22 protein-coding genes are annotated in these 26,471 nt (G+C 73.8%); 13 read left to right on the top strand and 9 right to left on the bottom strand.

What is annotated here, in order from left to right:
• Window positions 1-109: 109 nt before the first annotated feature.
• The 3 genes from EU555_RS29680 to EU555_RS29675 form a co-directional block, all read right to left on the bottom strand.
• Window positions 110-607, bottom strand: coding sequence for a CinA family protein (locus tag EU555_RS29680; RefSeq protein WP_135418940.1), 498 nt, complete (start codon window positions 605-607; stop codon window positions 110-112).
• Window positions 608-660: 53 nt separating this feature from the next.
• On the bottom strand, window positions 661-804 hold the full coding sequence (locus tag EU555_RS36420; protein WP_167858703.1) for a hypothetical protein: 144 nt from the start codon (window positions 802-804) through the stop codon (window positions 661-663).
• Window positions 805-1,308: 504 nt separating this feature from the next.
• Window positions 1,309-2,268: an NAD(P)/FAD-dependent oxidoreductase gene (locus EU555_RS29675; protein WP_135418939.1), complete on the bottom strand. Its 960-nt coding sequence runs from the start codon at window positions 2,266-2,268 to the stop codon at window positions 1,309-1,311.
• A 157-nt stretch (window positions 2,269-2,425) separates the two neighbouring features.
• Between EU555_RS29675 and EU555_RS29670 the strand changes: the two genes are divergently transcribed.
• Window positions 2,426-3,355: a glutaminase gene (locus EU555_RS29670; RefSeq protein WP_135418938.1), complete on the top strand. Its 930-nt coding sequence runs from the start codon at window positions 2,426-2,428 to the stop codon at window positions 3,353-3,355.
• Window positions 3,356-3,411: 56 nt separating this feature from the next.
• On the opposite strand, the gene EU555_RS29665 is transcribed toward EU555_RS29670, so the two are convergent.
• A complete protein-coding gene (locus EU555_RS29665; RefSeq protein ID WP_135418937.1) occupies window positions 3,412-3,600 on the bottom strand; it encodes a DUF2735 domain-containing protein in 189 nt (62 codons plus the stop codon).
• Between the two features lie 400 nt (window positions 3,601-4,000).
• Here EU555_RS29665 and EU555_RS29660 point away from each other — a divergent pair, with 400 nt between their 5' ends.
• Complete coding sequence (locus EU555_RS29660) at window positions 4,001-5,035, top strand: glutamine synthetase beta-grasp domain-containing protein (protein ID WP_135418936.1); 1,035 nt, start codon at window positions 4,001-4,003, stop codon at window positions 5,033-5,035.
• A gap of 437 nt (window positions 5,036-5,472) precedes the next feature.
• Here EU555_RS29660 and EU555_RS29655 read toward each other — a convergent pair whose 3' ends face one another.
• Window positions 5,473-9,585, bottom strand: coding sequence for a Pls/PosA family non-ribosomal peptide synthetase (locus EU555_RS29655; protein WP_135418935.1), 4,113 nt, complete (start codon window positions 9,583-9,585; stop codon window positions 5,473-5,475).
• A 241-nt stretch (window positions 9,586-9,826) separates the two neighbouring features.
• Window positions 9,827-10,420: a histidine phosphatase family protein gene (locus tag EU555_RS29650; protein WP_135418934.1), complete on the bottom strand. Its 594-nt coding sequence runs from the start codon at window positions 10,418-10,420 to the stop codon at window positions 9,827-9,829.
• A gap of 82 nt (window positions 10,421-10,502) precedes the next feature.
• On the opposite strand from EU555_RS29650, the gene EU555_RS29645 reads away from it, so the two are divergent.
• Window positions 10,503-11,456, top strand: coding sequence for a polyphosphate kinase 2 family protein (locus EU555_RS29645; protein ID WP_135418933.1), 954 nt, complete (start codon window positions 10,503-10,505; stop codon window positions 11,454-11,456).
• A gap of 41 nt (window positions 11,457-11,497) precedes the next feature.
• Here EU555_RS29645 and EU555_RS29640 read toward each other — a convergent pair whose 3' ends face one another.
• Together EU555_RS29640 and EU555_RS29635 are read right to left on the bottom strand one after the other, a co-directional pair.
• On the bottom strand, window positions 11,498-12,247 hold the full coding sequence (locus EU555_RS29640) for an SDR family NAD(P)-dependent oxidoreductase (RefSeq protein ID WP_135418932.1): 750 nt from the start codon (window positions 12,245-12,247) through the stop codon (window positions 11,498-11,500).
• Between the two features lie 241 nt (window positions 12,248-12,488).
• Window positions 12,489-13,349 (bottom strand): 2,4-didehydro-3-deoxy-L-rhamnonate hydrolase, encoded by an 861-nt coding sequence (locus EU555_RS29635; RefSeq protein WP_135418931.1) that lies wholly within the window; start codon window positions 13,347-13,349, stop codon window positions 12,489-12,491.
• 169 nt (window positions 13,350-13,518) lie between these two features.
• Here EU555_RS29635 and EU555_RS29630 point away from each other — a divergent pair, with 169 nt between their 5' ends.
• The 10 genes from EU555_RS29630 (at window position 13,519) to EU555_RS29585 (ending at window position 25,695) form a co-directional block, all read left to right on the top strand.
• Window positions 13,519-14,295, top strand: coding sequence for an IclR family transcriptional regulator (locus EU555_RS29630; RefSeq protein ID WP_135418930.1), 777 nt, complete (start codon window positions 13,519-13,521; stop codon window positions 14,293-14,295).
• Between the two features lie 95 nt (window positions 14,296-14,390).
• Window positions 14,391-16,319, top strand: coding sequence for a methyl-accepting chemotaxis protein (locus tag EU555_RS29625; protein WP_135418929.1), 1,929 nt, complete (start codon window positions 14,391-14,393; stop codon window positions 16,317-16,319).
• Entirely contained in the window at window positions 16,312-17,733 is a 1,422-nt protein-coding gene (locus EU555_RS29620) for a chemotaxis protein CheW (RefSeq protein ID WP_135418928.1), read from the top strand. The genes EU555_RS29625 and EU555_RS29620 overlap by 8 nt, the downstream gene beginning before the upstream one ends.
• A complete protein-coding gene (gene cheB, locus EU555_RS29615) occupies window positions 17,730-18,824 on the top strand; it encodes a chemotaxis-specific protein-glutamate methyltransferase CheB (RefSeq protein ID WP_135418927.1) in 1,095 nt (364 codons plus the stop codon). The genes EU555_RS29620 and cheB overlap by 4 nt, the downstream gene beginning before the upstream one ends.
• Entirely contained in the window at window positions 18,821-19,705 is an 885-nt protein-coding gene (locus EU555_RS29610; protein ID WP_135418926.1) for a CheR family methyltransferase, read from the top strand. Before cheB ends, EU555_RS29610 begins: the two co-directional genes overlap by 4 nt.
• The gene (locus EU555_RS29605; protein WP_135418925.1) at window positions 19,698-21,746 is read left to right on the top strand and encodes a chemotaxis protein CheA; all 2,049 of its coding nucleotides are present in this window, start codon (window positions 19,698-19,700) and stop codon (window positions 21,744-21,746) included. The genes EU555_RS29610 and EU555_RS29605 overlap by 8 nt, the downstream gene beginning before the upstream one ends.
• Window positions 21,743-21,994, top strand: coding sequence for a hypothetical protein (locus EU555_RS29600; protein ID WP_135418924.1), 252 nt, complete (start codon window positions 21,743-21,745; stop codon window positions 21,992-21,994). The genes EU555_RS29605 and EU555_RS29600 overlap by 4 nt, the downstream gene beginning before the upstream one ends.
• 122 nt (window positions 21,995-22,116) lie before the next feature.
• Window positions 22,117-22,527 (top strand): response regulator, encoded by a 411-nt coding sequence (locus EU555_RS29595; protein WP_135418923.1) that lies wholly within the window; start codon window positions 22,117-22,119, stop codon window positions 22,525-22,527.
• The gene (locus EU555_RS29590) at window positions 22,524-23,183 is read left to right on the top strand and encodes a chemotaxis protein CheX (protein WP_205821021.1); all 660 of its coding nucleotides are present in this window, start codon (window positions 22,524-22,526) and stop codon (window positions 23,181-23,183) included. The genes EU555_RS29595 and EU555_RS29590 overlap by 4 nt, the downstream gene beginning before the upstream one ends.
• 43 nt (window positions 23,184-23,226) lie before the next feature.
• The gene (locus EU555_RS29585; protein ID WP_135418922.1) at window positions 23,227-25,695 is read left to right on the top strand and encodes a PAS domain S-box protein; all 2,469 of its coding nucleotides are present in this window, start codon (window positions 23,227-23,229) and stop codon (window positions 25,693-25,695) included.
• Between the two features lie 117 nt (window positions 25,696-25,812).
• On the opposite strand, the gene EU555_RS29580 is transcribed toward EU555_RS29585, so the two are convergent.
• A complete protein-coding gene (locus EU555_RS29580; RefSeq protein WP_167858701.1) occupies window positions 25,813-26,376 on the bottom strand; it encodes a TlpA family protein disulfide reductase in 564 nt (187 codons plus the stop codon).
• Between the last annotated feature and the right edge of the window lie 95 nt (window positions 26,377-26,471).

The following is a 26,471-nucleotide window of genomic DNA, read 5'->3' as shown; positions in this document are numbered from 1 at the left end:
CCAGTCCGAGCACCTCTCGGCCGAGGTCGCCCGCTTCCTCGACACGGTGCGGGCGGCATAGCTGCCGCGTGCGGGCGCTGAGCCCAGCAGAAAAAAGGCCCGGGCGCCCTCAGGCGCCCCGGTCCGCCTCCGTGAGCGCGTCCAGGAAGGCGTCGAGCATGGCGGCCGCGAAGGCCTCCATGTTGGCGGCCCGGTCGGTGCTGCGGGTCTCGAGGGTCAGGCGGCGCGCCGCCGGCCCGGCCACCGCCAGGCAGGTATGGCCCGCCGCGTCGCCGTAGCGGTTGCCGCCCGGCCCGGCGGCCCCGGTCTCGCACAGGCCCCAGACGGCGCCGTGGCGCTCCCGCACCAGGGCGGCCACGCGCTCGGCATAGGGCTCGCTCGCCCCGCGCAGGCCCGCCATCCCGGCCTCGTCGAGGCCGAGGAGCGCGCGGCGCGCCTGGCCCGTATAGACCACGGCGCCGCCGAGGAAGTAGGCGGAGGCGCCCGGCACCGCGAGCAACGCCGCTGCCACCAGCCCGCCCGAGGACGATTCGGCGACCGCGACGGTCTCCCGCCGGGCGGTCAGCCGCGCGGCGATCCGCTCGGCCCTGTCCATCAATGCGCGCAACGGGCGTCCTCCTCGGCCGGACCGGATCCGGCGGGAGTCTATCCGGAGCGCGCCTACTCGGCCAGGGCGGCCTCGTCGTCGGCGCCAGCGGGCGCCAGCCTCACCCAGGCGTCGAGGGCCCAGCCGATCCCGCGGCCGACGACGGCCACGAAGGCCAGCGACCCGGCGATGTGGAAGAGAAGGGACGCATCAGACATCGTACTCACCCGACATGAGGGATCCGAGGGGAGCCGCGGAGGCTAACGCCGCCCCGGCCCGGGCTCACGGGCTCCCTGTGGCTTGGTGCGAGGCCGGCGGAGTCCGGCCTTCGGGGCCGGTCCAGGCCGGCATCGGGATGAGGTCATCCCGGGATGGGGAGCTATCGCACCGCCTTTGGGCGGAACGATGGTCCTCCTGTGGCGCCACGATAGGGCCACTCCCGCCCACCCCGCGGTGCGGCCCCGCACCCTCGTGCATCATTCGCCGGATTCGTTACCGGTTCGGCGTCGAAATCGATGCAAGGCCAAGATTACGGGCAGAATTGTGCGTCAGTGAATCAAATTCGCGGGCACGCAGATGCAGCATCTCATGTCTCGCGGGTGCGAGATGCTGTGATCGCAAGCGCTCATGATTGCCTCGAACCGCCCCTGTCGGGTCGTTTCGGATTTCTTCCCGAGAGTTCGCGCCGTTTACGAATCCGGCCACGCATTGCCGCCTCGACGTCACACCGATTCGGCGAGCACCCGTTCGGCGAGGGCGAGGCCGCTGAGATAGGCGCTCTCCACACGCGGGCCGAGGCAGCCGTCGCCGGCAAAGCCCAGGCCCGTCCCGGGCGCGTAGAGGCAGGGCTCGCCGATGGCCCGCTCGACCCGGGCGTAGCGCCAGCGATGGGCCGCGCGGTGGCCCACCGTCACCGGCCCCGCGACGTCCGGCAGGTCCCGCAGGGCGTCGAGCAGCCGCTCGGCGATGTCGGCGGCATCCTCCTCGAGATGGGCGCGCGACCAGGCCGGCGCGGCCTGCACCACGACCGTGGCGCCCTCCCGCCCGGGCTTGGCGCCGTCCTGCGCCACCCAGGCGATCGTCGCGTCCGGATCCCGGTTCTCCCGCACCGGTCCGTCGAGCGGGGGCGGGCCATCATGGGCCAGCATCAGGGTCCAGCACGGAGCGTAGCGAACCTCCGCCAGGCCGGGCAGGTCGAGGCCGGCGCCGGCGAGGAGGGCGAGGCTCTGGGGCGCCGGGCAGGTCAGGAGCACGGCCGTGAAGGCCGCGCCCCCGGCAAGCGCCGCGCCGTCGGCCTCGGCGAGCCGCCAGCGCCGGTCCTCCCGCACCAGGCGGCCGACGGCGCGGCCGCACTGCACGTCGAGCCCCGCGAGAAGGTCGCGCACCGGCGCGGTCATGCCGGGAACGCCGACGGAGCGCCCCGGTCCGCCCCAGGGCGCCGCGACGCCGCGCGCCGCCCACTCCGCCACCTGCGCGGCGAAGCGGGGATCGCGGGCGGTGAAGTACTGGGCGCCATGGTCGAAGCGCAAGGCGCCCGGGCCGCGTCGGGTCGCCATGCGGCCGCCGGGGCCGCGGCCCTTGTCGAGCACGACGACCCGCCGCCCGGCCGCGTGCAGCCGCCGTGCCGCCGCCGCCCCGGCGATGCCCGCCCCGATGATCGCGATCGTGTCGTCCCGGTCCACCGGCCCTGTCTCCCGCTGCAGGCCCGCGTCGCGCGCGGCCGCAGCGTCAACTCGCGAATCGCCTCGCGGTCACCGGCGAATCCGCCGTTTCGGCTCGCCGCAGGCCCCGGACTTGCTCTCAAGGCGCTTACGCGTCCTCCAACAGGGTCCAAGAACCGTGCCGAACCTCGAGACCGTCGTGAGCGAGATCGTCGACGAGATGCGAAAGCGGACCGACCGCGGCGAGGTGGCGCGCTACATCCCCGAGCTCGCCCGGGTCGATCCCGGCGCGTTCGGCCTCGCGGTGATCGGCGCCGACGGCGAGGTCGCGGCGGCGGGCGATTGCGACGTGCCGTTCTCGATCCAGAGCATCTCGAAGGTCTTCACCCTGACGCTGGCGCTGGGAATGGTCGGCGACCGGCTGTGGCAGCGGGTCGGGCGCGAGCCCTCCGGCAGCCCGTTCAACTCCGTCGTGCAGCTCGAATACGAGCGCGGGGTGCCCCGCAACCCGTTCATCAATGCCGGGGCGATCGCCGTCACCGACCTGATCCTGTCGCGCCACCAGCCGCGCGAGGCGCTCGGCGAGATCCTGCGCTTCATGCAGTTCCTCGCGCAGGACACCGCGATCACCATCGACGAGGCGGTGGCGGCTTCCGAGCAGCGCACGGGCTTTCGCAACATGGCGCTCGCCAACTACATGAAGTCCTTCGGGGTGATCGACAATCCGGTCGAGTACACGCTCGGCGTCTACTTCCACCACTGCGCGCTCAGCATGACGTGCCGGCAGCTCGCGGTGGCGGGCCGCTTCCTCGCCCATTCCGGCCGCGATCCCAGCACCGGCCTGTCGGTGGTGCAGGCGGAGCGGGCCAAGCGCATCAATGCCGTGATGCTGACCTGCGGCCATTACGACGGCTCGGGCGAGTTCGCCTACCGGGTCGGCCTGCCGGGCAAGAGCGGCGTCGGCGGCGGCATCCTGGCGGTGGCGCCCGGAAAGGCCTCGATCGCCGTGTGGTCGCCCGGGCTCGACGCGGCGGGCAACTCCCATCTCGGGCGCATCGCCCTGGAGCGGCTGACGAAGCGCCTCGGCTGGTCGATCTTCGGCGAGTAGGGCGCAGGCCCCGCAACGCGGGGCTTCGGACAAGCGGGAGCCTTCCAGCCGAAGTCCTACGGCTTGCGCGCGCGGTCCTCGCGGATCGCCGCGTCGTGGTAGCCGCCGCTCGCCGGCATGATCTCGGGACCGCGCTCCCGCGGTGCGGGGGTGGGCGCCGACCAGTCGTTACGGCCGCCGCGGCTGCGGCCGCCGGTCGGGAAGGCGTAGATCGTGGCAGTGGGGCGCGGGCTGAGGGTGCTCATAGGGTCGGTCTCCCGTGAGGGCCGCGCGTCGCCGCCGCGGCCGTGATGACCATAAGGAGTCTGCCCGGAGATTGCGCCGGTTGACTACGAAAAAAACAGTAGTTGTCTAAATTACGTGCATGCCTGCGCTTGCGCCTCCCGCTGATCTGGTGGGTGTGACGCAATCCTGGGCGATCTGGCGCCCTGCCGCGCAATCGGTCACCCAGGCGCTTTCCCGTCGAAAGGCGGTGCCTTCGGGGCGCTCCACCCCCTGGAGGTCGTCGGCAACGCGGCGCTCCGCCGATCGTTCCGCTGGTCCATGGGGTTTGGCACGGGACGTGCTAGCGATGGGACGCCGCTGGCGGGTGATGGCGCCGACGAGGAAGCTCGGGCTCCATCGGATCCTGAAGAGAGACGCGAGATGACCAAATACAAGCTCGAGTATATTTGGCTTGACGGCTATACGCCGACCCCCAACCTTCGCGGCAAGACCCAGATCAAGGCCTTCGACAGCTTCCCCACCCTCGAGGAGCTTCCGCTCTGGGGCTTCGACGGCAGCTCGACGAAGCAGGCCGAGGGCAGCAGCTCGGATTGCGTGCTGAAGCCCGTCCGCCACTTCCCCGACCCGGCCCGCACCAACGGCGTCCTGGTCCTGTGCGAAGTCATGATGCCGGACGGCAAGACCCCGCACCCGTCGAACAAGCGCGCCACCATCCTGGACGACGAGGGCGCCTGGTTCGGCTTCGAGCAGGAATACTTCTTCTACAAGAACGGCCGCCCGCTCGGCTTCCCCGAGACCGGCTACCCGGCGCCGCAGGGCCCGTACTACACCGGCGTCGGCTTCTCGAATGTCGGCTCGGTCGCCCGACAGATCGTCGAGGAGCACCTCGACCTCTGCCTCGCCGCCGGCATCAACCACGAGGGCATCAACGCCGAGGTGGCGAAGGGCCAGTGGGAGTTCCAGATCTTCGGCAAGGGCTCCAAGCGGGCCGCCGACGAGATGTGGATGGCGCGCTACCTGATGCAGCGCCTGTGCGAGAAGTACGAGATCGACATCGAGTACCACTGCAAGCCGCTCGGCGACACCGACTGGAACGGCTCGGGCATGCACGCCAACTTCTCGACCGCCTACATGCGGGAAGTCGGCGGCAAGGAGTACTTCGAGAAGCTGATGAAGGCCTTCGGGGATGCCCGCGAGGACCACATCGCCGTCTACGGCCCGGACAACCACATGCGGCTGACCGGCAAGCACGAGACCGCCTCGATCCACACCTTCAGCTACGGCGTGGCCGACCGCGGCGCCTCGATCCGGGTGCCCCACAGCTTCGTCAACAACGGCTACAAGGGCTATCTCGAGGATCGCCGCCCGAACTCGATGGGCGACCCCTACCAGATCGCCTCGCAGATCCTGAAGACCATCTCGACCGTCCCGACCGAGGTCTCGGCCGCCGCCTGACGGCCGGCTGATCCGCCACGTCATGAACGGCGCGGGCCGGAAGGCCCGCGCCGTTTCTCGTCGTTCGCCCGGCGGAGCGGCCGGAGGATGCCGGTTTCCGGCCCTGCGCCGCGACGGCCACCTTGATGCTGGCGAATGGCACGAGCGGCTCCGGCTGAGCGTCGTGCCGGACCGCCCGCCGCGGGGTCGAGCCCGGTCGTGCGCCTGCTCTGGATCCGTCCGAGCCGGACCCGGACGCCATCCCCGTCGCGTCGCCCGTCCCGCCGGGACGACCCCCTCGCAGCGATCCGCGCGCGGGCGTCAGCCGACGATCCCCGCGGCCTCGCGGAACAGGGCCCGGCAGCGGGCTTTCCGACCTCGTGGCCGGCCCTTCGACGCCGGTACCGGACGCCCGCGAGGCCGCCGGCGGGCGTGCCGGAAGCGGACGGGGGGCCGGGCTACTCCGCCGCCACCGCCTGGTGCACCACCGGCACCGCCGGCGCGCCCTCCCAGCGGGAATTGGCCGGGATCATCTCGCCCTTCATCACGATGGTGAGCGGGCGCAGCTGGGCGTAGTCGCCGACCTTGGTGTCGTACAGGACGGTCGCGAAGGCGCCGACGCTGACGCCGCGGCCGACCTCGACCCGGCCGACCTTCATCACCCGGTCCTCGTAGAGGTGGGTCTGCAGGGCCGACATCCGGTTGACCGAGGCGAAGTCGCCGATGGTGACGCAGTCGAACTCGGTGATGTCGGTCGAGAGCAGGCAGACGCCCTCGCCGGTCCGGGTGCCGAGGAGCCGCAATACCCAGGGCAGGAACGGCGTGCCCATCAGGTGCTCGAGCAGCACCTTGCCGGCGAGCCCCCAGTACATCACCGCGACCGCTTCGGTGCGCATCGCCCACCACGACCACATCGGGTGCATGCCGGGCGCGTAGCGGCCCATCAGCAGCCACTTGACGGCGATGACCACCAGGGTCTGCAGCACCGCGATCACCACGCTCGTGGCCACGAAGCTGACGGCCAGGCCGGTCCAGTCCTGGGCCAGGATCGCCGGGTAGAACACGAAATCGATCGACAGGATCGCGAAGGTGATGAACAGCATCGGCGAGAACGAGGAGGTGAACGCCTCGAACACGCCGCGCCCGACCCGCGGCCAGAGGCCGGGCTCGAAGGTCTTGTTCTGGCCGAGATCGACGCGCTGCCGGGTCGGCAGCTTGATCGGGGGCGAGCCGAACCAGGTCTCCCCGGGCGCCATGCGGTCGTTGGCGGGCGGCTTCGACTTGATGCCGATCAGCACGTCGTCCGGGATCACGGCGCCGGGCGGCACCACCGCGTCGTTGCCGACGAAGACCCGGGCGCCGGTGCGCACCGGGGCCAGCTCCATCACCCCCCGGCGCACCTCCTCCTCGCCATACACCACCTCGTCGGCGATGAAGTTGCGGGCCCCGACCTCGGCGAGGTCGTAGCGGCCGGCGAGGTTCGTCGAGATCTCGGCGCCCTGGCCCATGCCGGCGCCCATCAGCCGGTACCAGGCCCGCATGTAGACCGTGGCGAAGAGCGACGAGAGGGTCTCGAGCGTCACCTCGGCGGCGAGCGCCACCGCCCATTTGCGCAGGTAGGTGCCGCTATGGACCGGGTAGCTGCCCTCGCGCAGGCGCGGCAGGATCAGCCAGCGGATGCCGGCGATGAGCCCGACCGTGCCGGCCGTCATCAGCATCGCGGTCGGCCAGGTCAGGAGCGGCAGGTAGACGTGGTAGTCGAGGTCGGTCAGCGCCGCGAGCGAATCGCTGATCTGGTCGAAGATGTAGAAGGCCGGGAAGATCGGCAGGAGGCCGACCGCCGGGATCGCCGCCAGCAGCGCGGCGTAGAGCACGAAGAACACAGCCCGGCGCTGGGCCGAGGCGGTCGGGGCCGGGTGGAGGTCGGTGAGGTCGACCTCGCCGACCTTGCGGCCGGGCGACCCGTCCCAGGCTTCGGCCCGGCCGACCACGGTGCCGGCCGGCACCGTCGTCAGGTCGGCCAGTTCGGCATGGTCCTCGATCCGGGTGTCGTAGCCGACGACGCAGGAGGTGCCGATGGCAACGTCGTCGCCGATCGAGACCCGGCCGATGACGAGCTCGTTGCCGACCACCTCGGCATTGGCGAGGGTGAGCCGGCCGCCGAGCGAGGCGCCGCGCCCGATGCTGACGAGGTCCGGCGCGCCGATCTCGATGTCGGAGATGAGCGCGTCCTCGCCGATCTTGGCGCCCAGCAGCCGCAGGTAGATGCGGATCATCGGCGAGCCCTGCAGCCACTTGACGTGGACGAGCGGCGTCAGGCGCTGGGTCAGCCACCAGCGGAAATAGTAGGAGCCCCACAGGGGATAGCGGCCGGGCCGGGTCCGCCCGAGCACCACCCACTTCGCCCCGATCGCGATCAGCGCCGTCGCGGCGTTGAGCCCGATATAGACGAGCAGCAGGACCGCCATCTCGGAGAAGAAGCCGAGATCGCCGCCGGTGATCAGCAGGTAGGTGACGAAGATGCCGAGCCACTGCGCGGTCGCGAGCGCGATCACGAAGGGCAGCACGATCGCTTGCGCGAGGCCGCACAGGAAGCGCCGCATGAGCGGCGGCGGCGCGAAGGAGAGGTCGTGGGCCGCGGCCGCGGCGCCGGCCCCGCCGGTTCGTTCGATCAGCGTCTCGGCCATCGCCCGCAGGGTGCGGCCGTTATAGACGTCCTGCAGGGTGATCGCGGCGAGCGCCGGCACCTCGCGCACCGCCGAGACGAAGCGGGCGGCGAGCAGCGAGTGGCCGCCGAGATCGCCGAAGAAGTCGGCCTCGAACGGGATCGGCTGGTTGCCGAAGACCTTGTGGGCGGCCGCCAGGAGCGCCGCCTCGGTCTCGTCCCGCGGCTCCTCCTGCTCGCCCGAGGGCTCGACCACGGCGAGGGGGGCGGCGCGCAGGGCCTTGCGGTCGACCTTGCCGGAGGCGGCCAGGACGGGGAGGCTCTCCACCACCTCGAAATGCGCCGGGATCATGTAGGGCGGCATCGTCTCGGCCAGCGCCGAGCGCAGCCGGCCGCGGTCGAACTCCGCCCCGCGGGCGTTTCCTTCGAGAGAAGCGCTGCCGCGCTCGGGAACCACGAAGGCGACGAGGCGGTCGACGCCGTCGTCCTGGCGCAGGACCACCGCGGCGGCGGAGATGCCTCCTTGCGCCCGGATGCGGGCCTCGATCTCGCCGAGCTCGACCCGGAAGCCGCGGATCTTGACCTGGTCGTCGATGCGGCCGTGGAAGATGATGCGGCCGGCGTGATCGAGCGAGACCGCGTCGCCGGAGCGGTACAGCACCGGGTCCGAACCGTCGCCGCCATACGGGTTGGCGATGAACTTCTCCGCCGTCAGCTCCGGCCGGGCGAGGTAGCCCGCGGCGACGCCCGGGCCGCCGATCAGCAGCTCGCCCTGCACGCCGGGGCCGACGAGGTTCAGGGCCTCGTCGGCGATGTAGGCGGTGTAGTTGGCGATCGGCCCGCCGATCGTGACGGGATCGCCCGGCTTCATCTCGGCGGCGGTCGCCACCACGGTCGCCTCGGTCGGCCCGTAGGTGTTGAACAGTTTTCGGTTCGGGGTCGCCCAGCGGGCGATCAGCGGCTCCGGCAGGGCCTCGCCGCCGAGCAGGATCAGCCGCAGGCGCGGCACGTCCCTCGTCATCAGGCCGAGCAGCGTCGGCACGGTGTCGAGCACCGTGATCCCGGCCTCGATCAGGATGTCCGGCAGGGCCTCGGCGTCTCCCATCTGGGCCGGGCTCGCGACGAACAGGGTCGCGCCGGCCAGGTACGGAACCCAGATCTCCTCCATCGAGAGATCGAAGGCGACCGACGCGCCCTGGAACACCACGTCGTCGCCGGTGATGCCGTAGAGGGCGTTGGCCGCGCGCAGGAAGTGGCAGATGTTGCGGTGGCTGATGACGATGCCCTTCGGCACGCCGGTCGAGCCCGAGGTGTAGATCAGGTAGGCCGGGTGCGCGGGGGTGAGGCCGGCGGCGCGCAGGTCCGGCGCCGGGCCGCTCGCCTGCGCGGCGACCTCGTCGGGGGTCAGTGCCGGGCAGGTTCCGGCCGGGGCCTTCGCCTTCAGGACGCCGGAGACGATCAGCGCCTTGGCGGCGGCGTCGTCGAGGCAGATCGCGACCCGGTCGGCGGGCGCCTCGGCGTCGAAGGGGAGCCAGGCGGCGCCGGCCTTGGTGATGCCGATCTGGGCCACCAGGAGGTCGGGCGAGCGCGCCATCCAGAGACCCACCACGTCGCCGGGGCCGACCCCGCGGGCCGCGAGCCCGGACGCGATCGCGTCGGAGCGCCGGTCGACCTCGGCGTAGGTCAGGCGGCTGCGTGAGGCCGAATCGGCCCCGCTCGCCGCGTCGATGAGCGCGGCATGGTCAGGCCGGCTGTGGGCGGTCTCGCGAAAAATCTCGGCCAGGACCTCGTCGCGGATGAGGTCCGGCCGCACGGGGCCGCGCAGCACCGCCGCACCCTGGGGCGGGACGGCCGGCTGGCGCATCCCGTGGCTGGGCGGGCGGACGGTCCCGGCGGTGTGGTTCATCAAGCGACTCCGCTGGCCCGGGCGGGCCGTTGACCTGAGCAGAGCTGCCCCGTGCAACTCTGCTTAGCCCTTGTTTGTGCATCATTTTCGCTGCCGAACCGGTGACCCCTTCGGCGCATGATGCTGAGACGCACCGGCCCGATCCCGGCTTCCGGCGCAGATTCCGTCCCGAACTCGGGCAGGCGGGAGGTGGACGAGAACCGGGGCCGGTTCAAGGCACGGACGGGCACAAAACGCGGTGTCAGACCCAAGCCCGCGTGCCGCCCGCGAGCACCAGGATCCGCCCCTGCAGGATCTCCATGTGGGGCGCCTCCTCGGCGCTCGCCGCTCCCAGCGTGACCATGACGGCGCGGGCGACGCCGCCATGGGCGACGATGACCGTCGGGCGATCGATGGCGTCGAGGAGCGGGCGCACGCGCTGCGCCACCATGGCGTAGCTCTCGGCGCCCTCGCCCGGCGGGCAGTAGTTCCAGCGGTCGCGGTCGCGGGCCTGCGCCCGGGCGGGGTCGCTGCGGCGGACCTCCTTCCAGGTCAGGCCCTCCCAGGCGCCGAAGCCGATCTCCTTCAGGCGCTCGTCGGTGGCGTAGGCGGCGGGGTCGAGGCCGAGCGCGGCGCGCAGGCCCTCCATGGTGCGCCGCGTGCGCTCCATCGGGCTCGCCAGGTAGGGCAGGGCGCCGACGTCCTCGCCGAGGAGGCCCGCCAGGCGCGCGCCGGCCTCCGCCGCCTGGGCCACCCCCTTGCGGTTGAGCGGCGTGTCGCGCTGGCCCTGCAGGCGGCCTTCGGCGTTCCAGTCGGTCTCGCCGTGGCGCACGAAGTAGAGCGGCGCCCGGCTCATCGGGGACCCCTTTCGGAACGGCCCCGCTTGGCTGTCGTTATCGATCGCACACCCTGTCCCCGCACGAAAACCTGCCTTTCCGATGTCGAAGAAGCACCCGAAAGACAAGCCGGTTTCACCGCCCGGCCATCCGCGGCCATCCTCCGCCGCCTGGGCGCGCGAGGCCGGCCTCCTGGCTGAGGCGAGCCCCGGCTTCCTCGCCGAGCACGGCGCGACGGTGCCGGTGCCGCCGCCGGGGGTGGTGCAGTTCCGGCCGGAGGCGCCCTGCCGGCTCGCCGAGATCGACCCGGACGCGCCGGGCTCCTCCGACGGCAAGGCGGCGGCCGAGGAGGAGCTGGTCGCGGTGCGCGCCCGCATCCAGGCCCTGCAGGAGCGGCTCTACGCCGAGCGCCAGCGCAGCCTCCTGGTGGTGCTGCAGGCGATCGACACCGGCGGCAAGGACGGCACGATCCGCCACGTCTTCGAGGGGGTGAACCCGCAGGGCTGCCAGGTCTCGTCGTTCAAGACCCCGAGCCCCGAGGAACTCGACCACGACTTCCTGTGGCGCTACCACCAGAGGGCACCGGCCCGCGGCATGATCGGGGTGTTCAACCGCAGCCACTACGAGGACGTGCTGATCGTCCGGGTCAAGCAGCTGGTGCCGGAGGCGGTGTGGCGGCCGCGCTACGGCCTGATCAACGATTTCGAGCGCCTGCTCACCCTCTCGGGCACCACCGTGCTCAAGATCTTCCTGCACATCTCGAAGGCAGAGCAGAAGGAGCGCCTGGAGGCGCGGCTCGCCGACCCGACCAAGAACTGGAAGTTCGATCCCGCCGACCTCGTCGAGCGCGAGTCCTGGGACGCCTATCAGGCGGCGTTCCAGGACGCGCTGACCCTCTGCGGCACGCGCCTCGCCCCCTGGCACGTGGTGCCGGCGAACCGGAAGTGGTTCCGCAACCTCGCGGTGGCGCGTCTCATCGCCGACACCCTGGAGGCGATGGACCCGCGCTTCCCGGAGCCGAAAGCGGACCTGACGGGGATCACGGTGCCGGATTGACGCGGCAGCTCCGTATGCCGGAGCCGCCGCGCAGCGCCGGTTCAGTACGTCGCCCGGCCGCCCGACACGTCGAAGACCGCACCTGTCGAGAACGACGCCTCCTCGCTCGCCAGGAAGCAGATCAGCGACGTCACCTCGTCGATCGTCCCGAAGCGGCCGATCGGGATCTTCGAGAGCATGAAGTCGATGTGCTCCTGCGTCATCTGGTCGAAGATCGCCGTGCGCACCGCCGCCGGCGTGACGCAGTTCACCCGGATCTCCGACTTGGCCAGCTCCTTGCCCAGCGACTTCGTCAGCCCGATCACACCGGCCTTGGAGGCCGAATAGGCCGAGGCGTTGGGGTTGCCCTCCTTGCCGGCGATGGACGCGACGTTGACGATGCGGCCGTAGCCGCCCGCTGCCATCGCCGGCAGAGCGGCGCGGTTGCAGTAGAACAGGCCGTTGAGGTTGACGTCGATCACCCGCTGCCAGGCCTCGACCGGATAGTCGCGCACAGTGGTGTTCGGCCCGGTGATGCCGGCGCTGCAGACCAGCACGTCGAGCCGGCCGCCCAGAGCCGCCACGCTCTCGCGCATCGCGGCCTCGACCGCGGACGGGTCCGCGATGTCGAGCGCCCGGATGTCGGTCGCGCCCGTCCCGGCCTTGGCCTTGGCCAGCGCCTCCGCGTTCAGGTCCCAGAGCGCGACCGCGGCGCCCTCGGCTTTGAGCCGCGCCGCGACAGAGAGGCCGATGCCGGAGGCACCGCCGGTGACGAGGGCGGCGCGGCCCTTGAAGCGGTCGGGATAAGCCATCGTCGCAAAGCCTGTTCGAATGGGAGAGGTGCGATCCGCGGGGACCCGCTCGATCCCACCCGCGCCCCTCATCCTGAGGTGCGAGCTTCGCTCGCCTCGAAGGAGGGCTCCAGGGCTCGCAGAGACGTCTGGAGCTCTCCTTCGAGGTCAGTCGATGGTCATCGACTGACACCTCAGGATGAGGACGCGGGTGGGAGAGGGGAGGTGGAAGGAAGACGACGCAAGGCGGGCGAACAGCCCCTCACCCCTCCCGACGCTGCCAGGCGGTCACCTCCTGGCGCTGCTGCCCGAGCTTCTCGATGCCGAGGGTCATCACGTCACCCGGCTTCAGGAAGACCGGATCGGGCTTCATCCCCATGCCGACGCCGGGCGGCGTGCCGGTGGTGATGATGTCGCCGGGCATCAGGGTCATGAAGCGGCTGACGTAAGAAACGATCTGCCGGCAGGTGAAGATCATCGTGCGGGTGTTGCCGGTCTGCATGCGCTTCCCGTTGAGGTCGAGCCACATGTCGAGCGATTGCGGATCCCCGACCTCGTCCGCGGTGACGAGCCAGGGGCCGACCGGCCCGAAGGTATCGCAGCCCTTGCCCTTGTCCCAGGTGCCGCCGCGCTCGATCTGGTACTCGCGCTCCGAGACGTCGTTGACGAGGCAGTAGCCGGCCACGTAGTCGAGCGCCTGCGCCTCCTCGACGTAAGATGCGCGGCGGCCGATGACGATGCCGAGCTCGACCTCCCAGTCGCTCTTCACCGAGTCCTTCGGCAGCATCACCGGGTCGTCGGGGCCGGAGAGCGAGGTGACCGCCTTCATGAAGACGATCGGCTCCTTGGGCACCGGGAGGTTCGATTCGGCGGCGTGATCGGCGAAGTTGAGACCGATGGCAATAAACTTCGCCACGCCCGCCACCGGGGTGCCGAGGCGCGGCGCGCCGGGCACGGCCGGCAGGCTCGCCGGATCGAGGGCCTTGAGGCGGGCCAGCGCCTCGGGGCCGAGCGCGGCCGGATCGATGTCGGGCAGGTGGCCGGAGAGGTCGCGGATGCGGCCGTCAGTGTCGAGCAGGCCGGGCTTCTCCTGGCCCGCGGGGCCGTAGCGCAACAGCTTCATCGGGTCGAACCTCCTCCATCGAGCGCGCCGTCGCGGCGCACGATCCTCATGGGTGCGGGCAGGGCAGGGGAGGCGGCTCTCGTTCGGGCGTCCTCCGGCACCGCCCTGGCGCCGCACCACTTGATCCCATATGTTGGGATCTTGTTCTTCTATGTGGGACGATACGCGCATGGCCGCGAAGCCGTCAACCGGGGGGGAGGGCGTGGCGCCGGGGAGCCAGACGCTCCTGCGCGGGCTCGCCATCCTGGAGGCGGTGGCGGCGGGCGCACGCGACCTCGCCGGGCTGTCGGCGGCCCTCGGCACGACGCGGAGCACCACCCACCGGCTGGCCGCCGCCCTGGTCGAGCAGCGCTACCTCACCTTCGCGCCACGGGAGGGCTACGGCCTCGGCCCCAAGCTCCTCGAGCTGGGCTTCCGGGCCCAGCAGGCCTCGCCGGTGACCCGGGTGGCGCGGCCGCATCTCGAGCGGCTCTCGGCGGCCTGCGGCGACACCATCCATCTCGGCGTGCTGGAGGAGGACTGGGCGCTCTACCTCGACAAGCTGCCGGGGCGCCGGCGCATCGAGATCAGCTCGCGGGTCGGCGAGCGCCAGCCGGTCTGGTCGACCGGCCTCGGCAAGGCCCTGATCCTCGATCTCGACGAGGCGCGCTGGCGGGGATTCCACCGCCTCGGGGCGGCGCGGGGCGCCCACAGCCCGGACCTCGCGACCTGGCTCGCCCGGATGCGGACCTATGCCCGGCAGGGCATCGCCTACGACCGGGAGGAGAACGAGCCGGAGGTGGCTTGCGTCGCCGCCCCGATCCGGGATGCGGGCGGGGCGATCGTCGCGGCGTTCAGCGTCTCGAGCACCGTGCAGTACATGGACGAGGCCCGGATGGAGGCGCTGGCCGGGACGGTGCGGGAGACGGCCGCCGCGATCAGCCGGGACCTGGGCTGGGCCGGCTGAGTCACCATACTCCCCAGCCCTCCGCCCCGCCACGCTTGCCCCCGCTGCCCGCCTCCGGCAAACCGGCACGGGGGCGGGCGGATTTTTGGGCTGCGATGGCATTGGTGAAGAAGGCGAAGCTCGCGGCCCGGGACGGTGCGCCCCAGGAGCCGGGGCCCGCCGCCGCACAGGATCACACCCCGGCCATCCGCCGCCGCCGGACGCGCGAGCCGGCCGGGACGCGCCGGCAGAAGGCGACCGAGCGCCTGGGGGCCGCCACCGAGGAACTGGCCGCCGGCGTCACCGAGGCCTCGGCGGCGGCCGAGGAGCTGCGCCGGGCGATGGAGCAGATCGCCGGGGGCGCCGAGGAGGCCGCGGGCGCCGCGCAGCAATCGCTCGCCGCGGTGGCGGCGATCGCCGGGCGCCTCGGCGAGGCGCGGGAGCGGGCCGACCTGTCGCGCCGCCGCACCGCCGCCTTCCAGTCCCTGCTGGCCGAGGCCGGCGCCCAGGCGACCCAGTCGATCGCCGCGATCGAGGCCGAGGCCGGGCGCCAGGACGCGACGGTGGCGATCGTCGACGACCTCGACGGGGCGGCGGCGAGCATCGGCGAGGTCACCGGCACGGTCGGCACCATCGCGGACCAGACCGGGCTGCTCGCCCTCAACGCCGCCCTGGAGGCGGCCAGGGCCGGCGGGCACGGACGCGGCTTCGCGGTGGTGGCCGACGAGGTGCGGGCCCTCGCCGAGGCCGCGGAGGCGAGCGCCGGCGAGGTCCGCGCGCGGGCCGAGGCGATCCGGGCCGAGATCCAGGCGCTCGGCACGGCGGTGCGCGACGCCGCCGCGCGGGCGGTGGCGGAGGCGGCGGCGGGCAGCCGCGTCGCCCGGCAGATCGAGGGCGCGCGGGCCGATCTCGCGGCTCTGGCCGAGGGTGCGCAGGGCATCCTCACGGCGGCACTCCAGGCGGAGGCGACCACCCGCGAGGCGCAGGCCGGCGCCGAGCAGGTCGCGACCGCCGCCGAGCAGCAGGCCGCCGCAGCGGAGCAGGCCCAACGCGCGGTGGCCCAGCAGACCGAAGCCCTCGACCAGGGGCAGACCGTCGCCGAGGCCCTGGCGGCCCTGGCCGAGACGCAGAGCGCCGCCGGCGGGTCCGCCGAGTCCGAGGCGATCGGGAAGTCGGCCGACGCGCTCTCGGCCTCGATCCAGGAATTGTCGGGCGCCGCCGCCGAGATCCTGGCGGCGGTGGACCAGATCAGCCGCGGCCTGACCCTGCAGAGCGCCGCCGCCCGGCAATCCGCCGCCGCGATGGCGGAGATCGAGCGCGTCGCCGGCCTCGCCCGCACCGGCGCCGACCGGGCCCTGGCGCAGGTCGCGGCGATCGCCGACGCGCTGCGGCAGGCCCGCGGCACCGTCGACGCACTCGCCGACGGGGTCGGGCAGGCCCTCGACGGGATGCGCGGCTCGCTCGACCGCCTCGGCGGGATCGAGGACGGCACCCGCCGCATCGAGACGATCACGGAGGACGTCGCCCTGGTGGCGGTGCAGATCGGCATGCTGGCGGTGAGCGGCGCGATCGAGGCCGCCCGCGCCGGCGAGGCGGGCCAGGGCTTCGCGGTGGTCTCCGGCGATATCCGGGCGCTGGCGCGCGACGCCGCCGCCGGCGCCGGGCGGATCCGCCTCACGCTGCGCATGATCCAGGATGGCGCCGCCGCCCTGCGCCGCGCCCTCGAGCGCTCCGTCGCGGCGGCCGAGGCCGAGGTGGCGAAGAACCGGGCCCTGACCGCGGGCCTCGCCGCGGTCGCGGCCGACGTGACCGACCTGGAACGGGCCAACCGCGAGATCGCCGAGGGCGCCGAGGCGATCCTCACGGCCGCCGCCGACATCGCGGCCGGTGCCCGCCAGATCGCCGCGGCCGCCGAGGAGGCCGACCGAGCCTCGAGCGAGGCCGCCATCGCCGCCCGCCAGCAGGCCCGCGGGGCCGAGGACCTGGCGGCGGCGGTCGAGGAGATCGCGCTCCTCGCCGACGAATTGCAGGGCGCGGATGCCTGAGGCGGGCGCCGGGCCGGCGCCGGGACCGACAGGGCCGGGACCGGCATCCGGGCGCTTCCTCATCGTCTCGCCCGGGGCCGACCCGTCCGGACCCCGCCTCGCCCTCCCGGCCGGGCGGGTGCGTGCCCTTGCGCCAGTCCCGGCGCTGACCCGGGTGCCGGGGGCGCCGGCGGCGCTGGCCGGGCTCGCCACCGCCCGCGGCGTCGCGCTCCCGGTCCTCGACCTCGCCCGGCTGCTCGCGCCCGACGCGCGCCCGGCGCCCCCCGGCCGGATGGTGATCGCCGAGGCCGACGAGCCGGTCGGGCCGTTGGTGGGGCTCTTGGTCGGCCGCGTCGCCGACCTCGCGGCGGATCCGGGCGGGGCCGAGATCCTCGACCTGCCGGGCCTCGTCGCGGCGGCCCTGCCCCGGCGGGATTCGGGCGGACCGGCCGGGCGCGCGACCCCGCAGCCGCCGGAACCGCCGGTCGCCCAGCCGACGGTCGCCCTTCTGGCGCTCACGGTCGCGGGCAGGCCCTACGCCCTCCCGCTCGAGGATGTCGAGGAAGTGGCAGGTTTCCCCGGGACGGTGACCCCGGTCCCGGGGAGCGGTCCGGCCTCCCTCGGCGCGATGCCCTGGCGCGGGCGCGTCCTGCCGCTCCTCTCGCTCTCTGCCCTCCTCGGGCTCGGCGGCACCCCGGGGAGCCGGGTCGCGGTGGTCCGCGGCGTCGGCCTGGTGCCTGAGCGCGTCGGGCCGGTCCTGCGCCTCGGCCCCGAGGCGATCGACCCGGTGCCGCGGGCCCTGCGCGGCGGCGGGGCGGGGCCGGTCGCGGGCTTCGCCCGCCTCGACGGCGGCCGGACCCTTGCCTGCATCCTCTCGGCGCAGGCCCTGGCCGGCGACGCGGAGCGGGCCCACGCGGGGCTCGGGCCCGCCGCGCCCGCAGCGACCGAGCCGGTGGTCGTGATCGAGCTGGCCGGCGACGCTTACGGCCTGCCCGCCGGCGCGGTGGTGAGCGTGCGGCGGGCGCCCGACGCCCTGGCCCGGGTGCCGCGTGCCCCGGATTTCGTGGCCGGGATGCTGACCGGCCGCGGCGGTGCCCTGCCGGTCCTCGACCTGCGCCGGCGCCTCGGCCTGCCGCCCGGCGAGGCGGACGGGCGCCGGCGCCTGGTCGTGGTCGAGGTCGAGGGCACCCGGGCGGGTCTCCTCGTCGACGGGGCGGCGCGGCTCCTGCGGCTGGAGGCCGGGGCGATCCGGCCGGCGCCGGGCCTCCTCGACGGGCAGGACGTGGCGATCACCCGGATCGCCGGCCTGGCAGGGGGCGGGCTCCTGCCGCTGATCGACCCCGCCGCGCTCGTCGGCCGGGCCGAGGGCGCGGTGGTCGCGGCCCTGGCACGAAGCGGGCGCCGGGCAGGGCCCCCCAGGGAGAGGCCGGCATGATCCGCCTCCTCGTCGTCGACGATTCCGCCCTGATGCGGAAGGTCTTGGGCAGCATCTTCGCCGCCGAGGGCGATTTCGCGCTCGCCTTCGCCCGCGACGGGCTGGAGGCCCTCGACCTCCTCGTGAGCTTCGCCCCCGACGTCGTGACGCTCGACGTGACCATGCCGGGCCTCGACGGGCTCGCCTGCCTCGACCGGATCATGCTGAAGCGGCCCTGCCCGGTGGTGATGCTGTCCGGGCTCACCGCCGAGGGTGCGGAGGTGAGCCTCGACGCCCTGGCGCGCGGCGCGGTCGACGTCCTGCCGAAGCCCGCGGGCGCGGTGTCCCTGGCGGTCGACCGGTTCGGGCCGGTCCTCGTCCAGAAGGTGCGGGCGGCCTCCCGCGCCCGGCCGCGCCCGGCGTTGGGACTCGCGGCGCGCCTGCGCGCCCGCCATGCCGGCCTCCAGCCCCCGCCGCCGCGCCCCACGGCCAAGGTCCGTCCGGCCAGGCGCCCCGACTCGCCGCCGCCGCCCGAAGCGGGGGAGGGCCTCGTCCTCGTCGGCGCCTCGACCGGCGGCCCGCCGGCACTCACCGCCCTGCTGGCCGAGCTGCCCGCCGGCTTCCCGTGGCCGATCGTCGTCGCCCAGCACATGCCGGCGACCTTCACCGGGCCGCTCGCGCGGCGCCTCGACGGGCTCAGTGCGCTCGCGGTGCAGGAGGTCACCCGCCCGGCCGCCCTGGTCCCGGGCCGGGTCTATGTCGGGCGCGGCGACGCCGACGTGATCGTGGTGCGCCGGCCCGGCGGGCTGATGGCGGCCCCGGCCCCGGCGCATCCCGACTATCCCTGGCATCCGAGCGTCGACCGGCTGGTGAACAGCGCGCTCGACCTGATCCCGCCCGAGCGCCTCGTCGGCGTGCTGATGACCGGGATGGGCCGCGACGGCGCCCGCACCATGGCGGAGCTGCGGCGGCGGGGCGGGCGCACCATCGCGGAGGCCGAGGAGAGCGCGGTGGTCTGGGGCATGCCGGGCGAGCTGGTGCGGGCCGGCGGCGCCAGCGTGGTGGCCCCGGTCGAGGCCATCGCGGCCGAGCTGGCGGCTCTGGTCCCGTGACGGCATTGCTCACCGAGCCCGACCTGGCGCAGGTCTGCGACCTGCTCTACCGCCAGACCGGCATCCAGGTGCCGGGGGCGCGGCGCCCGTTCATCGAGCGCCGGGTGCTCGAGCGGATGCGGGCGACGGGGGCGCGGACCTTCGCGGACTACCTCGCGCGCCTTCGGGCCGACGGCGACGGCGAGGTCCAGCTCTTCGTCAACGCCTTCACGGTCAACGAGACCTACTTCTTCCGCGAGGAGCACCAGCTGAGCTGCCTCACCGCGTCGCTGCTGCGCGAGGTCACCGCCGGGCGGAGGCCGGGCGAGACGATCCGGATCTGGTCGATGCCCTGCGCGACCGGGGAGGAGCCGTACTCGCTGGCGATCTGGCTCCTCGAGCACTGGCCCGAGGTCGATGCCTGGGAGATCGAGATCGTCGGCTCGGACATCGACACGCGGGCGCTCGCGGCGGCGCAGGCCGGGCGCTACGGCGCGCGCGCCCTCGGTCGGCTGCCGCCCGCCCTCGTGGCGCGCTACTTCACGCCGGAGGACGGCCCGGACGGCGCAGCCGCCCCAGCGGGACCGAACTGGGGACCGCGCTGGCGCATCCTGCCGGAGCTGCGGGACTCGGTGCGCCTCAGCCGCCGCAACCTCGTGGACGGGGCCGGGATGGCGCAGGAGGGGCGCTTCGACGTCGTCTTCTGCCGCAACGTCCTGATCTACTTCGACGATGCCTCCCGCAAGCGCGCCGCCGCCAACCTCTATGCCGCCCTGAGGCCGGGCGGCTTCCTCTGCCTCGGGCATACCGAATCGATGGCCCGGATCCCGTCGCGGTTCCGCACCCGCCGCTTCCCGGAGGCGATCGTCTACCAGCGCCCGCCGGAGGACGCGCATGAGTGACGCGGCCCCCGCCCTGCCGGCGGACGACCTCGTGGCGGAGTTCGTGACCGAGGCGCGGGAGCTGATCGAGGCCGCCGCCGAGGACCTGCTCGCCCTCGACGGCGCCCCGGGCGAGGCCGAGGCGGTGAACCGGGTGTTTCGCGCCTTCCACACCCTGAAGGGCGCCGCCGCCCTGTTCGGCTGGCCGGCGATGCTGGCCGTGCTGCACGCGGCCGAGGACGGGCTCTCGGCCGCCCGGGCCGGCACCCTCGCGACCGGCTCCGGCCTCGTCGACCTGGCGCTCGCCGCCCTGGACGCCACCGCGCGCTGGACCGAGGCGATCGCCGCGGCCGGCGCGATCCCGGCGGGGGCCGAGGCGGAATCGGCGCGGCTCGTGGAGCGGTTCCGCGCTCTCCTGGCCTCCGAGCCGCGGATCGCCCCCGGCGGCGAGGCCGGTCCGGCCCCCGACTGGGCCGCCGACCTCCTGACGGAGGTGGGGGATCGGGCTTCCGGCGAACTCACCGCCGTGCATTACCGGCCGCGGCCCGACTGCTTCTTCGCCGGCGACGACCCCCTCGGCCTGGTGCGGCGGCTGCCCGGGCTCCTGGCCCTGCGGCTCGCCCCCGCAGCTCCCTGGCCCCCGGTGGAGGAGCTCGACGTCTTCGCCTGCAACCTCGCGGTGACGCTGCTGACCGCCGACCCGCGGGCGGAGGTCGAGGCGGTCTTCCGCCTGGTGCGCGACCAGGTGACGATCGCGACGCTGGCGGCGCCGAAGGAGACGGCACCCAGTGCCGAGGCCGCACCCAGGACCGGTGCCGAGGCGGCACCCAGGGCCGTGCGGGTCGAGGCGGGCCGGATCGACGCCCTGGTGGCCCTGGCCGAGGACCTGGCTGCCGCCCGCAGCCTCCTCGGCGACGTCGTCGCCCGGGCCGCGTCCGGGACCGACCTGACCGGTCTCGTTCCGGCCCTGCGGGCGAGCGACGAGCGGATCGGGCGGCTCGCCGCCGAGCTGCACCGCGAGGCGGTGGGCTTGAGGCTCCAGCCCCTGGCGCGGATCTTCCGCCGCTTCCCCCGCGCCCTGCGCGACATCGCCCGCCAGCTCGGCAAGGAGGTCACGCTGACGCTCGAGGGCGAGGAAATCGAGGTCGACCGGGACGGGGCGGACGGGCTGTTCGAGCCGCTGCTGCACCTCCTGCGCAACGCCGTCGACCACGGCATCGAGGAGCCCGCGGCGCGGGCCCGCGCCGGCAAGCCGGCGGCGGGCCGGATCGTGCTGCGGGCCGAGGGACGCGGGGAGCGGGTCGTCGTCTCGGTCTCGGATGACGGGCGCGGCCTCGACCCGGCCTTCATCCGCCGCCGCGCCGCCGAGCGCGGGCTGATGCCGCCCGCCGCCCTCGCCGCCCTCGACGAGGCGGGACTCATCGACCTGATCTTCGCCCCCGGCTTCTCGACGGCGGCCGAGGTCGGGGCGGTCTCCGGCCGCGGCGTCGGCATGGACGCGGTGCGGGCCGCCCTGCGCCACCTCGGCGGCGGCTGCACCGTCGAGAGCCGGGCCGGCCACGGCACGACGGTGCATCTCGTCCTGCCGCGGGCCCAGTCCCTCGCGCGGCTGCTCCTCGTCGAGGTCGGGCCGGAGCTCTACGGTCTGCCGATGGAGGCGGTGGCCGAGGTCGCCCGGGTCCCGCGCGAGCGCATCCGTGACGTCGGCCCGGGCGCCGCCACGGTCCTGCGCGACTGCACGGTGCCGGTCTTCCGCCTCGCCGATCTCCTGGCGGTACCGGCCGACGATGCGCCCGCTGCCGACGGGCCCAGGTCCGACGCGCCCTCTTCCGACCCGTCTGCCGCCGAGGCCCGGCTCGCGGTCCTGCGCAGCGGCGGCGACCCCGTCGCCGTCGAGGTCGACCGCTTCGCCGGCCGCCTCGACGCGCTGGTGCGGCCGCTGCCGGGGCTCGCAGCCTTGCCGGGGCTCGCCGGCACGACGCTGACCGGCGACGGCCGGGTGATCCTGGTGCTCGATCCCGACACCCTGATCGACGGGCGCGCGGGGGAGGGGACGACGTGAGCCTGCGCGACGACGGGAACGGCCTGATCCGGCTCGAAGGAGCCTGCCCGGTGGAAGAGGCCGAGGCCCTGGCCGCCCTGCTCCTCGCCCGTCCGGGGGCGGGGGTCGAGTGGAGCCGCTGCACCGGCCTGCACACGGCGGTCGTCCAGGTGCTGCTGCGGCTGCGTCCGCCGCTCCACGGCACCTGCGGCGATCCGTTCGCGGCCCGCTGGCTCGCGCCGCTGCTCGCCCCATCCGACCCGTCCTGAGCCGCGCCCGCCGCGATCCGAGAAAACCCTGCGCGACAGTGCGGGATTTCGGCTATGCTGCGACGCCGAGAGCCCGCGCGGCATCCATTTCCCTTTCGGCGAAAACAGCCTAGATGCCGTCCATGTCGCAGCCCCTATCCGCGCCGCCCGCCGCCATCACCGTCCTCATCGTGGACGACAGCAAGCTCGCCCGCACGGTGGCGGCGCGCCTCCTGCGGCAGCTCAGGCCGGACTGGGCGTCGCGCGAGGCGGCTAATGCCGAGGAGGCCCTGGCGGCGATGGCCGGCGAGCGGGTGGACGTCGCGCTCCTCGATTTCAACATGCCGGGCAAGGACGGGCTGGCGCTCGCGGCCGAGCTGCGCGCGGCCAGGCCGGGCATGCCGATCGCGGTGGTCTCGGCCAACATCCAGGACGAGGTGATCGCCCGGGCCCGCAGCGTCGAGGCGGCGTTCCTGCCCAAGCCGCTGACCGGCGAGGCCCTGGCGGGCTTCCTCTCGGGCGCCGCCCTGCGCCTGCGGCGGAGCGCCCCGTGAGCGCCCCGGGCCCCGAGGCGGCCGTCGGCCTGACCGAGCTGCAGCAGGACGCCTTCACCGAGCTCGTCAATATCGGCGTCAGCCGCGCCGCCGCGAGCCTGCGCAAGATGATCGGCACCCAGGTGCTGCTCTCGGTGCCCTCGGTGGAGATCGTCTCCCGCGAGGCCGCCGCGCGGCTGATCGGCGAGCGCGAGGCCGCGCCGCTCGTGGTCGTGCACCAGGATTTCGGGGGCGCCTTCGCGGGTCGCGCCCTGCTGATCTTCCCCCAGGAGAACGGCCGCGAGCTGGTCCGGGCCGTCGCCGGGGAGGAATTGTCGCCCGAGGAGGTCGCCGCCCTCGAGGACGAGGCCCTCGCCGAGACCGGCAACATCATCCTCAACGGCTGCCTCGCCACGATGGCGAACATGCTCCGGCGCACCCTGACCATGTCGCTGCCCGGCATCGAGCGGGGCGACGGCCCGCAGATCTTCGGGATGCGAACCGGGGAGGGGGCCGGCGCCGACGCCCTGGTGCTCTTTCTCTACATCGACTTCTCGGTGAGCGAGCGCGACATCCGCGGCTACCTGGCGATGCTGATGGATCTCCCGGCCCTGGAGACCCTGCGGGTCCTGGTGGACGAGTTCATCGCCCGCGCCCTCGGCGACCTGGACGGGTGATGGCCGGCCGCGACCATCCGGCGCCGCGCATGGGCGGGCCCGCATGAGCACGCGCGATCGCGGCGGCGCGCCTCCCGACGAGGCCGAAGCGCTGGCGGCCGCCGTGGCGGCGGCGCGAGGGCGCGCCGGGCCGTTCCTTCCCGCCCTCGAGCGCTCGCGCCAGCCGATGCTGGTCACCGACCCGGCCCTGCCCGACAACCCCGTCGTCTTCGTCAACCAGGCCTTCCTGACGCTCACCGGCTACGCGGCCGAGGCGGTGATCGGGCGCAACTGCCGCTTCCTCCAGGGGCCGGAGACCGATCCGGGCGCGGTGGCGGCGATCCGCGAGGGCCTGCGCGAGGAGCGCGAGGTCCGGGTCACGATCCTGAACTACCGCCAGGACGGCAGCCGGTTCTGGAACCAGCTGCTGATCTCCCCGATCCGCGACGAGGCCGGGCGGCTCGTCAACTACTTTGCCTCGCAGGGCGACATGTCCCACGTCCACGAGGCGGAGGCCGGCCGGGCGCGGCTCGCCGACATCGAGCGGCGGCTGGTCGAGGCCCAGCGCCAGCTCAGCCTGACGCAATCCTCCGCCGGCATCGCCGGCACCTGGGACTGGGACATCGTCGCCGGCCGGCTCTACGTCGATGGGCGCTTCGCGGCGCTGACCGGGCTCAGCCCCGCGCCGCGACCCGGCACGGTGCCGCTCGCCCCCGGGCCGCTGCCGGTCTCGGCCTTCTTCACCGGCATCCACCCCCTCGACCGCCTGCGGGTGCGCCTCGCGGTGAGCGGCATCCTCGGCGGCGCCGAGGTGTTCGACAAGGAGTACCGGCTGCTCGCCCCGGACGGCGCGGTGCGCTGGGTCCATGCCCGCGGCCGCTGCCATTTCGACCCGGACGAGCGGCCGGCCCGCTTCACCGGGGTGCTGGTCGAGGTCACCGAGCAGAAGCGGGTCGAGGAGCGCCTGCGCATCGCCCAGAGCGCCGGCCGGGTCGGCGCCTTCGAGCATGTGCCGGGCTTCGCCACGGTGGCGGCCTCGCCGCAATTCTGCAGCCTGCTCGGCCTGGTGCCGGCGCGCACCGTGGCGGCGAGCGCCGTCAACGCCCTCGTGATCGAGGGCGATCCGCCGCTGATGGCGCCCGATCAGCGCCAGGAGGGCGAATTGCCGCCGATCGAGACGCGGGTGCGGCTGGCCGATACCGGCGAGGTGCGCTGGCTCGTGCGCCGCGGCGAGGCGATCCGCGACACCGAGACCTCGGGCCTGCGCCATGTCGGGGTGATCTACGACGTCACCGAGTCGAAGCGGGCCGAGGTGGCCCTGCGCGAGCTCAACGACACCCTGGAGGCGCGGGTGCGCGAGGCGGTGGCCGAGCGCGAGCGGGCCGAGGAGCAGCTGCGCCAGTCGCAGAAGATGGAGGCGGTGGGCCAGCTCACCGGCGGCATCGCGCACGACTTCAACAACCTGCTCACCGGCATCGTCGGCTCGCTCGACCTGATGCAGACCCGCATCAACGAGGGCCGCACCGAGAACCTGACCCGCTATGCCGGCCTCGCCATGGCCTCGGCCCAGCGCGCCGCCGCGCTCACCCACCGGCTGCTCGCCTTCTCGCGCCGCCAGCCCCTCGAGGCCCGGGCGGTCGACGCAAACCGGCTGATGAGCGCCATGGACGAGCTCCTGCGCCGCAGCTTGGGCGAGCGGGTGCAGCTCGAAGTGGTGGTGGCGGGGGGCCTGTGGCTGACGCTCTGCGACCCCAACCAGCTCGAGAACGCGATCCTCAACCTCGCGATCAACGCCCGCGACGCGATGCCGGAGGGCGGGCGGCTGACCATCGAGACCGCCAACGCCCATCTCGACGACGCCTATGCGTCGCGCGAGATCGGGGTGCGGGCCGGCCAGTACGTCTGCGTGAGCGTGACCGATACGGGCAGCGGTATGCCGCCGGACGTGATCGCCCGGGCCTTCGACCCGTTCTTCACCACGAAGCCGCTGGGCCAGGGCACGGGCCTCGGGCTCTCGATGATCTACGGCTTCGCCAAGCAGTCCGAGGGCAACGTCAAGATCTACTCGGAGGCCGGCCAGGGCACCACGGTCAAGCTCTACCTGCCGCGCTATCACGGCGAGATCGAGACCGCGACCGAGGTGCGGGGCGAGGCGCCGCGGGCCGAGCGGGGCGAGACCGTGCTGGTGGTGGAGGACGACCCGACCGTGCGGGCCCTCGTGATCGAGGTGCTGCACGAGCTGGGTTACCGCACGCTCGAGGCGCCCGACGGCCCCGCGGGCCTGCGCCTCCTGCAATCGGCCTCCCACATCGACCTGCTCATCACCGATGTCGGGCTGCCGGGCCTCAACGGCCGCCAGCTCGCCGACCAGGCCCGGCTGGTGCGCCCGAGCCTGAAGGTGCTGTTCATGACCGGCTACGCCGAGAACGCGACCTTCGGCAACGGCCATCTCGGCCCGGGCATGCAGATGATCACCAAGCCGTTCCCGGTCGAGGGCCTGGCGACCAAGATCCGGTCGATCATCGAGGGGTGAGCCGCGCTCCCGCGCCCGGTCGGTGCCCTCCGGGGTGACGGCCTCGACGCAGCGACCGGGTCCGCGCCGGCCGACGACCCCGGACCACGTCCGCGGCCCGCTCGCCGCCTCTCGGCCTCACGGCAGGGGCGCCGCGCAGTCGCAGTCCCGCGCGCGGTCGAGGAACGGCCGGAGATACTCCTTCACCTCCCCGCGGTCCCAGTCGACCGACCCCTGGAATGCGCCGACCTGCCGTCCTTGGTGGTCGATCACCAGCGTCAGCGGAAGGCCGGTCGTGCTCAGGTCCGACGGGATGCGGGCGCGCGGGTCGAAATACTTCGCCAGCGCCGTCAGGTTGGCCCTGCGATAGAACGCGTCCACCGGCCGCTTGCCGTCGCGATCCAGCGAGACGGCGACGACGCGGAACGGCTGGTCGGCCAGGGCGCCCTGGAGCCGGTCGAGGGACGGCATCTCGAGCACGCAGGGTCCACACCACGTGGCCCAGAGATTGAGCAGCACCACCCGCCCGCGAAAGCCGCCGAGATCGAGCCGGGCCCCGCCGGCATCCTGGAACGCGACCTCCGGCAGGCGCCTGGGCGGATCGACGACGGCGACCGGCAGGGCCGGCGCCGGCACCGGCGCGGCCGCCTCCTGCGCCCGCACCGCGCCGGAAGGGACCAGCCAGGCGAGGGCGAGGGCCATCGCCGGCCACATTCTCCGCCGCAGGGCGGCGTCGCGCCGCGGCGCAGCCCGTGCCGTACGAAATCCGATCGGTCGCTTCGCGATGCGAATTTCGG

Source organism: Methylobacterium nonmethylotrophicum, assembly GCF_004745635.1.
Classification (GTDB): Bacteria; Pseudomonadota; Alphaproteobacteria; order Rhizobiales; family Beijerinckiaceae; genus Methylobacterium; species Methylobacterium nonmethylotrophicum.
This window is presented reverse-complemented; position numbering and strand designations above follow the sequence as displayed.

Coding starts and splice junctions, on each gene's coding strand:
- EU555_RS29665 (WP_135418937.1), bottom strand. CDS start 3,600: ATGAGCACCCTCAGCCCGCGCCCCACTGCCACGATCTACGCCTTCCCG.
- EU555_RS29625 (WP_135418929.1), top strand. CDS start 14,391: ATGGCATTGGTGAAGAAGGCGAAGCTCGCGGCCCGGGACGGTGCGCCC.
- EU555_RS29595 (WP_135418923.1), top strand. CDS start 22,117: ATGTCGCAGCCCCTATCCGCGCCGCCCGCCGCCATCACCGTCCTCATC.
- EU555_RS29660 (WP_135418936.1), top strand. CDS start 4,001: ATGACCAAATACAAGCTCGAGTATATTTGGCTTGACGGCTATACGCCG.
- EU555_RS29635 (WP_135418931.1), bottom strand. CDS start 13,349: ATGAAGCTGTTGCGCTACGGCCCCGCGGGCCAGGAGAAGCCCGGCCTG.
- EU555_RS29640 (WP_135418932.1), bottom strand. CDS start 12,247: ATGGCTTATCCCGACCGCTTCAAGGGCCGCGCCGCCCTCGTCACCGGC.
- EU555_RS29580 (WP_167858701.1), bottom strand. CDS start 26,376: ATGGCCCTCGCCCTCGCCTGGCTGGTCCCTTCCGGCGCGGTGCGGGCG.
- EU555_RS29585 (WP_135418922.1), top strand. CDS start 23,227: ATGAGCACGCGCGATCGCGGCGGCGCGCCTCCCGACGAGGCCGAAGCG.
- EU555_RS29620 (WP_135418928.1), top strand. CDS start 16,312: ATGCCTGAGGCGGGCGCCGGGCCGGCGCCGGGACCGACAGGGCCGGGA.
- EU555_RS36420 (WP_167858703.1), bottom strand. CDS start 804: ATGTCTGATGCGTCCCTTCTCTTCCACATCGCCGGGTCGCTGGCCTTC.
- EU555_RS29655 (WP_135418935.1), bottom strand. CDS start 9,585: ATGAACCACACCGCCGGGACCGTCCGCCCGCCCAGCCACGGGATGCGC.
- EU555_RS29645 (WP_135418933.1), top strand. CDS start 10,503: ATGTCGAAGAAGCACCCGAAAGACAAGCCGGTTTCACCGCCCGGCCAT.
- cheB (WP_135418927.1), top strand. CDS start 17,730: ATGATCCGCCTCCTCGTCGTCGACGATTCCGCCCTGATGCGGAAGGTC.
- EU555_RS29650 (WP_135418934.1), bottom strand. CDS start 10,420: ATGAGCCGGGCGCCGCTCTACTTCGTGCGCCACGGCGAGACCGACTGG.
- EU555_RS29605 (WP_135418925.1), top strand. CDS start 19,698: ATGAGTGACGCGGCCCCCGCCCTGCCGGCGGACGACCTCGTGGCGGAG.
- EU555_RS29630 (WP_135418930.1), top strand. CDS start 13,519: ATGGCCGCGAAGCCGTCAACCGGGGGGGAGGGCGTGGCGCCGGGGAGC.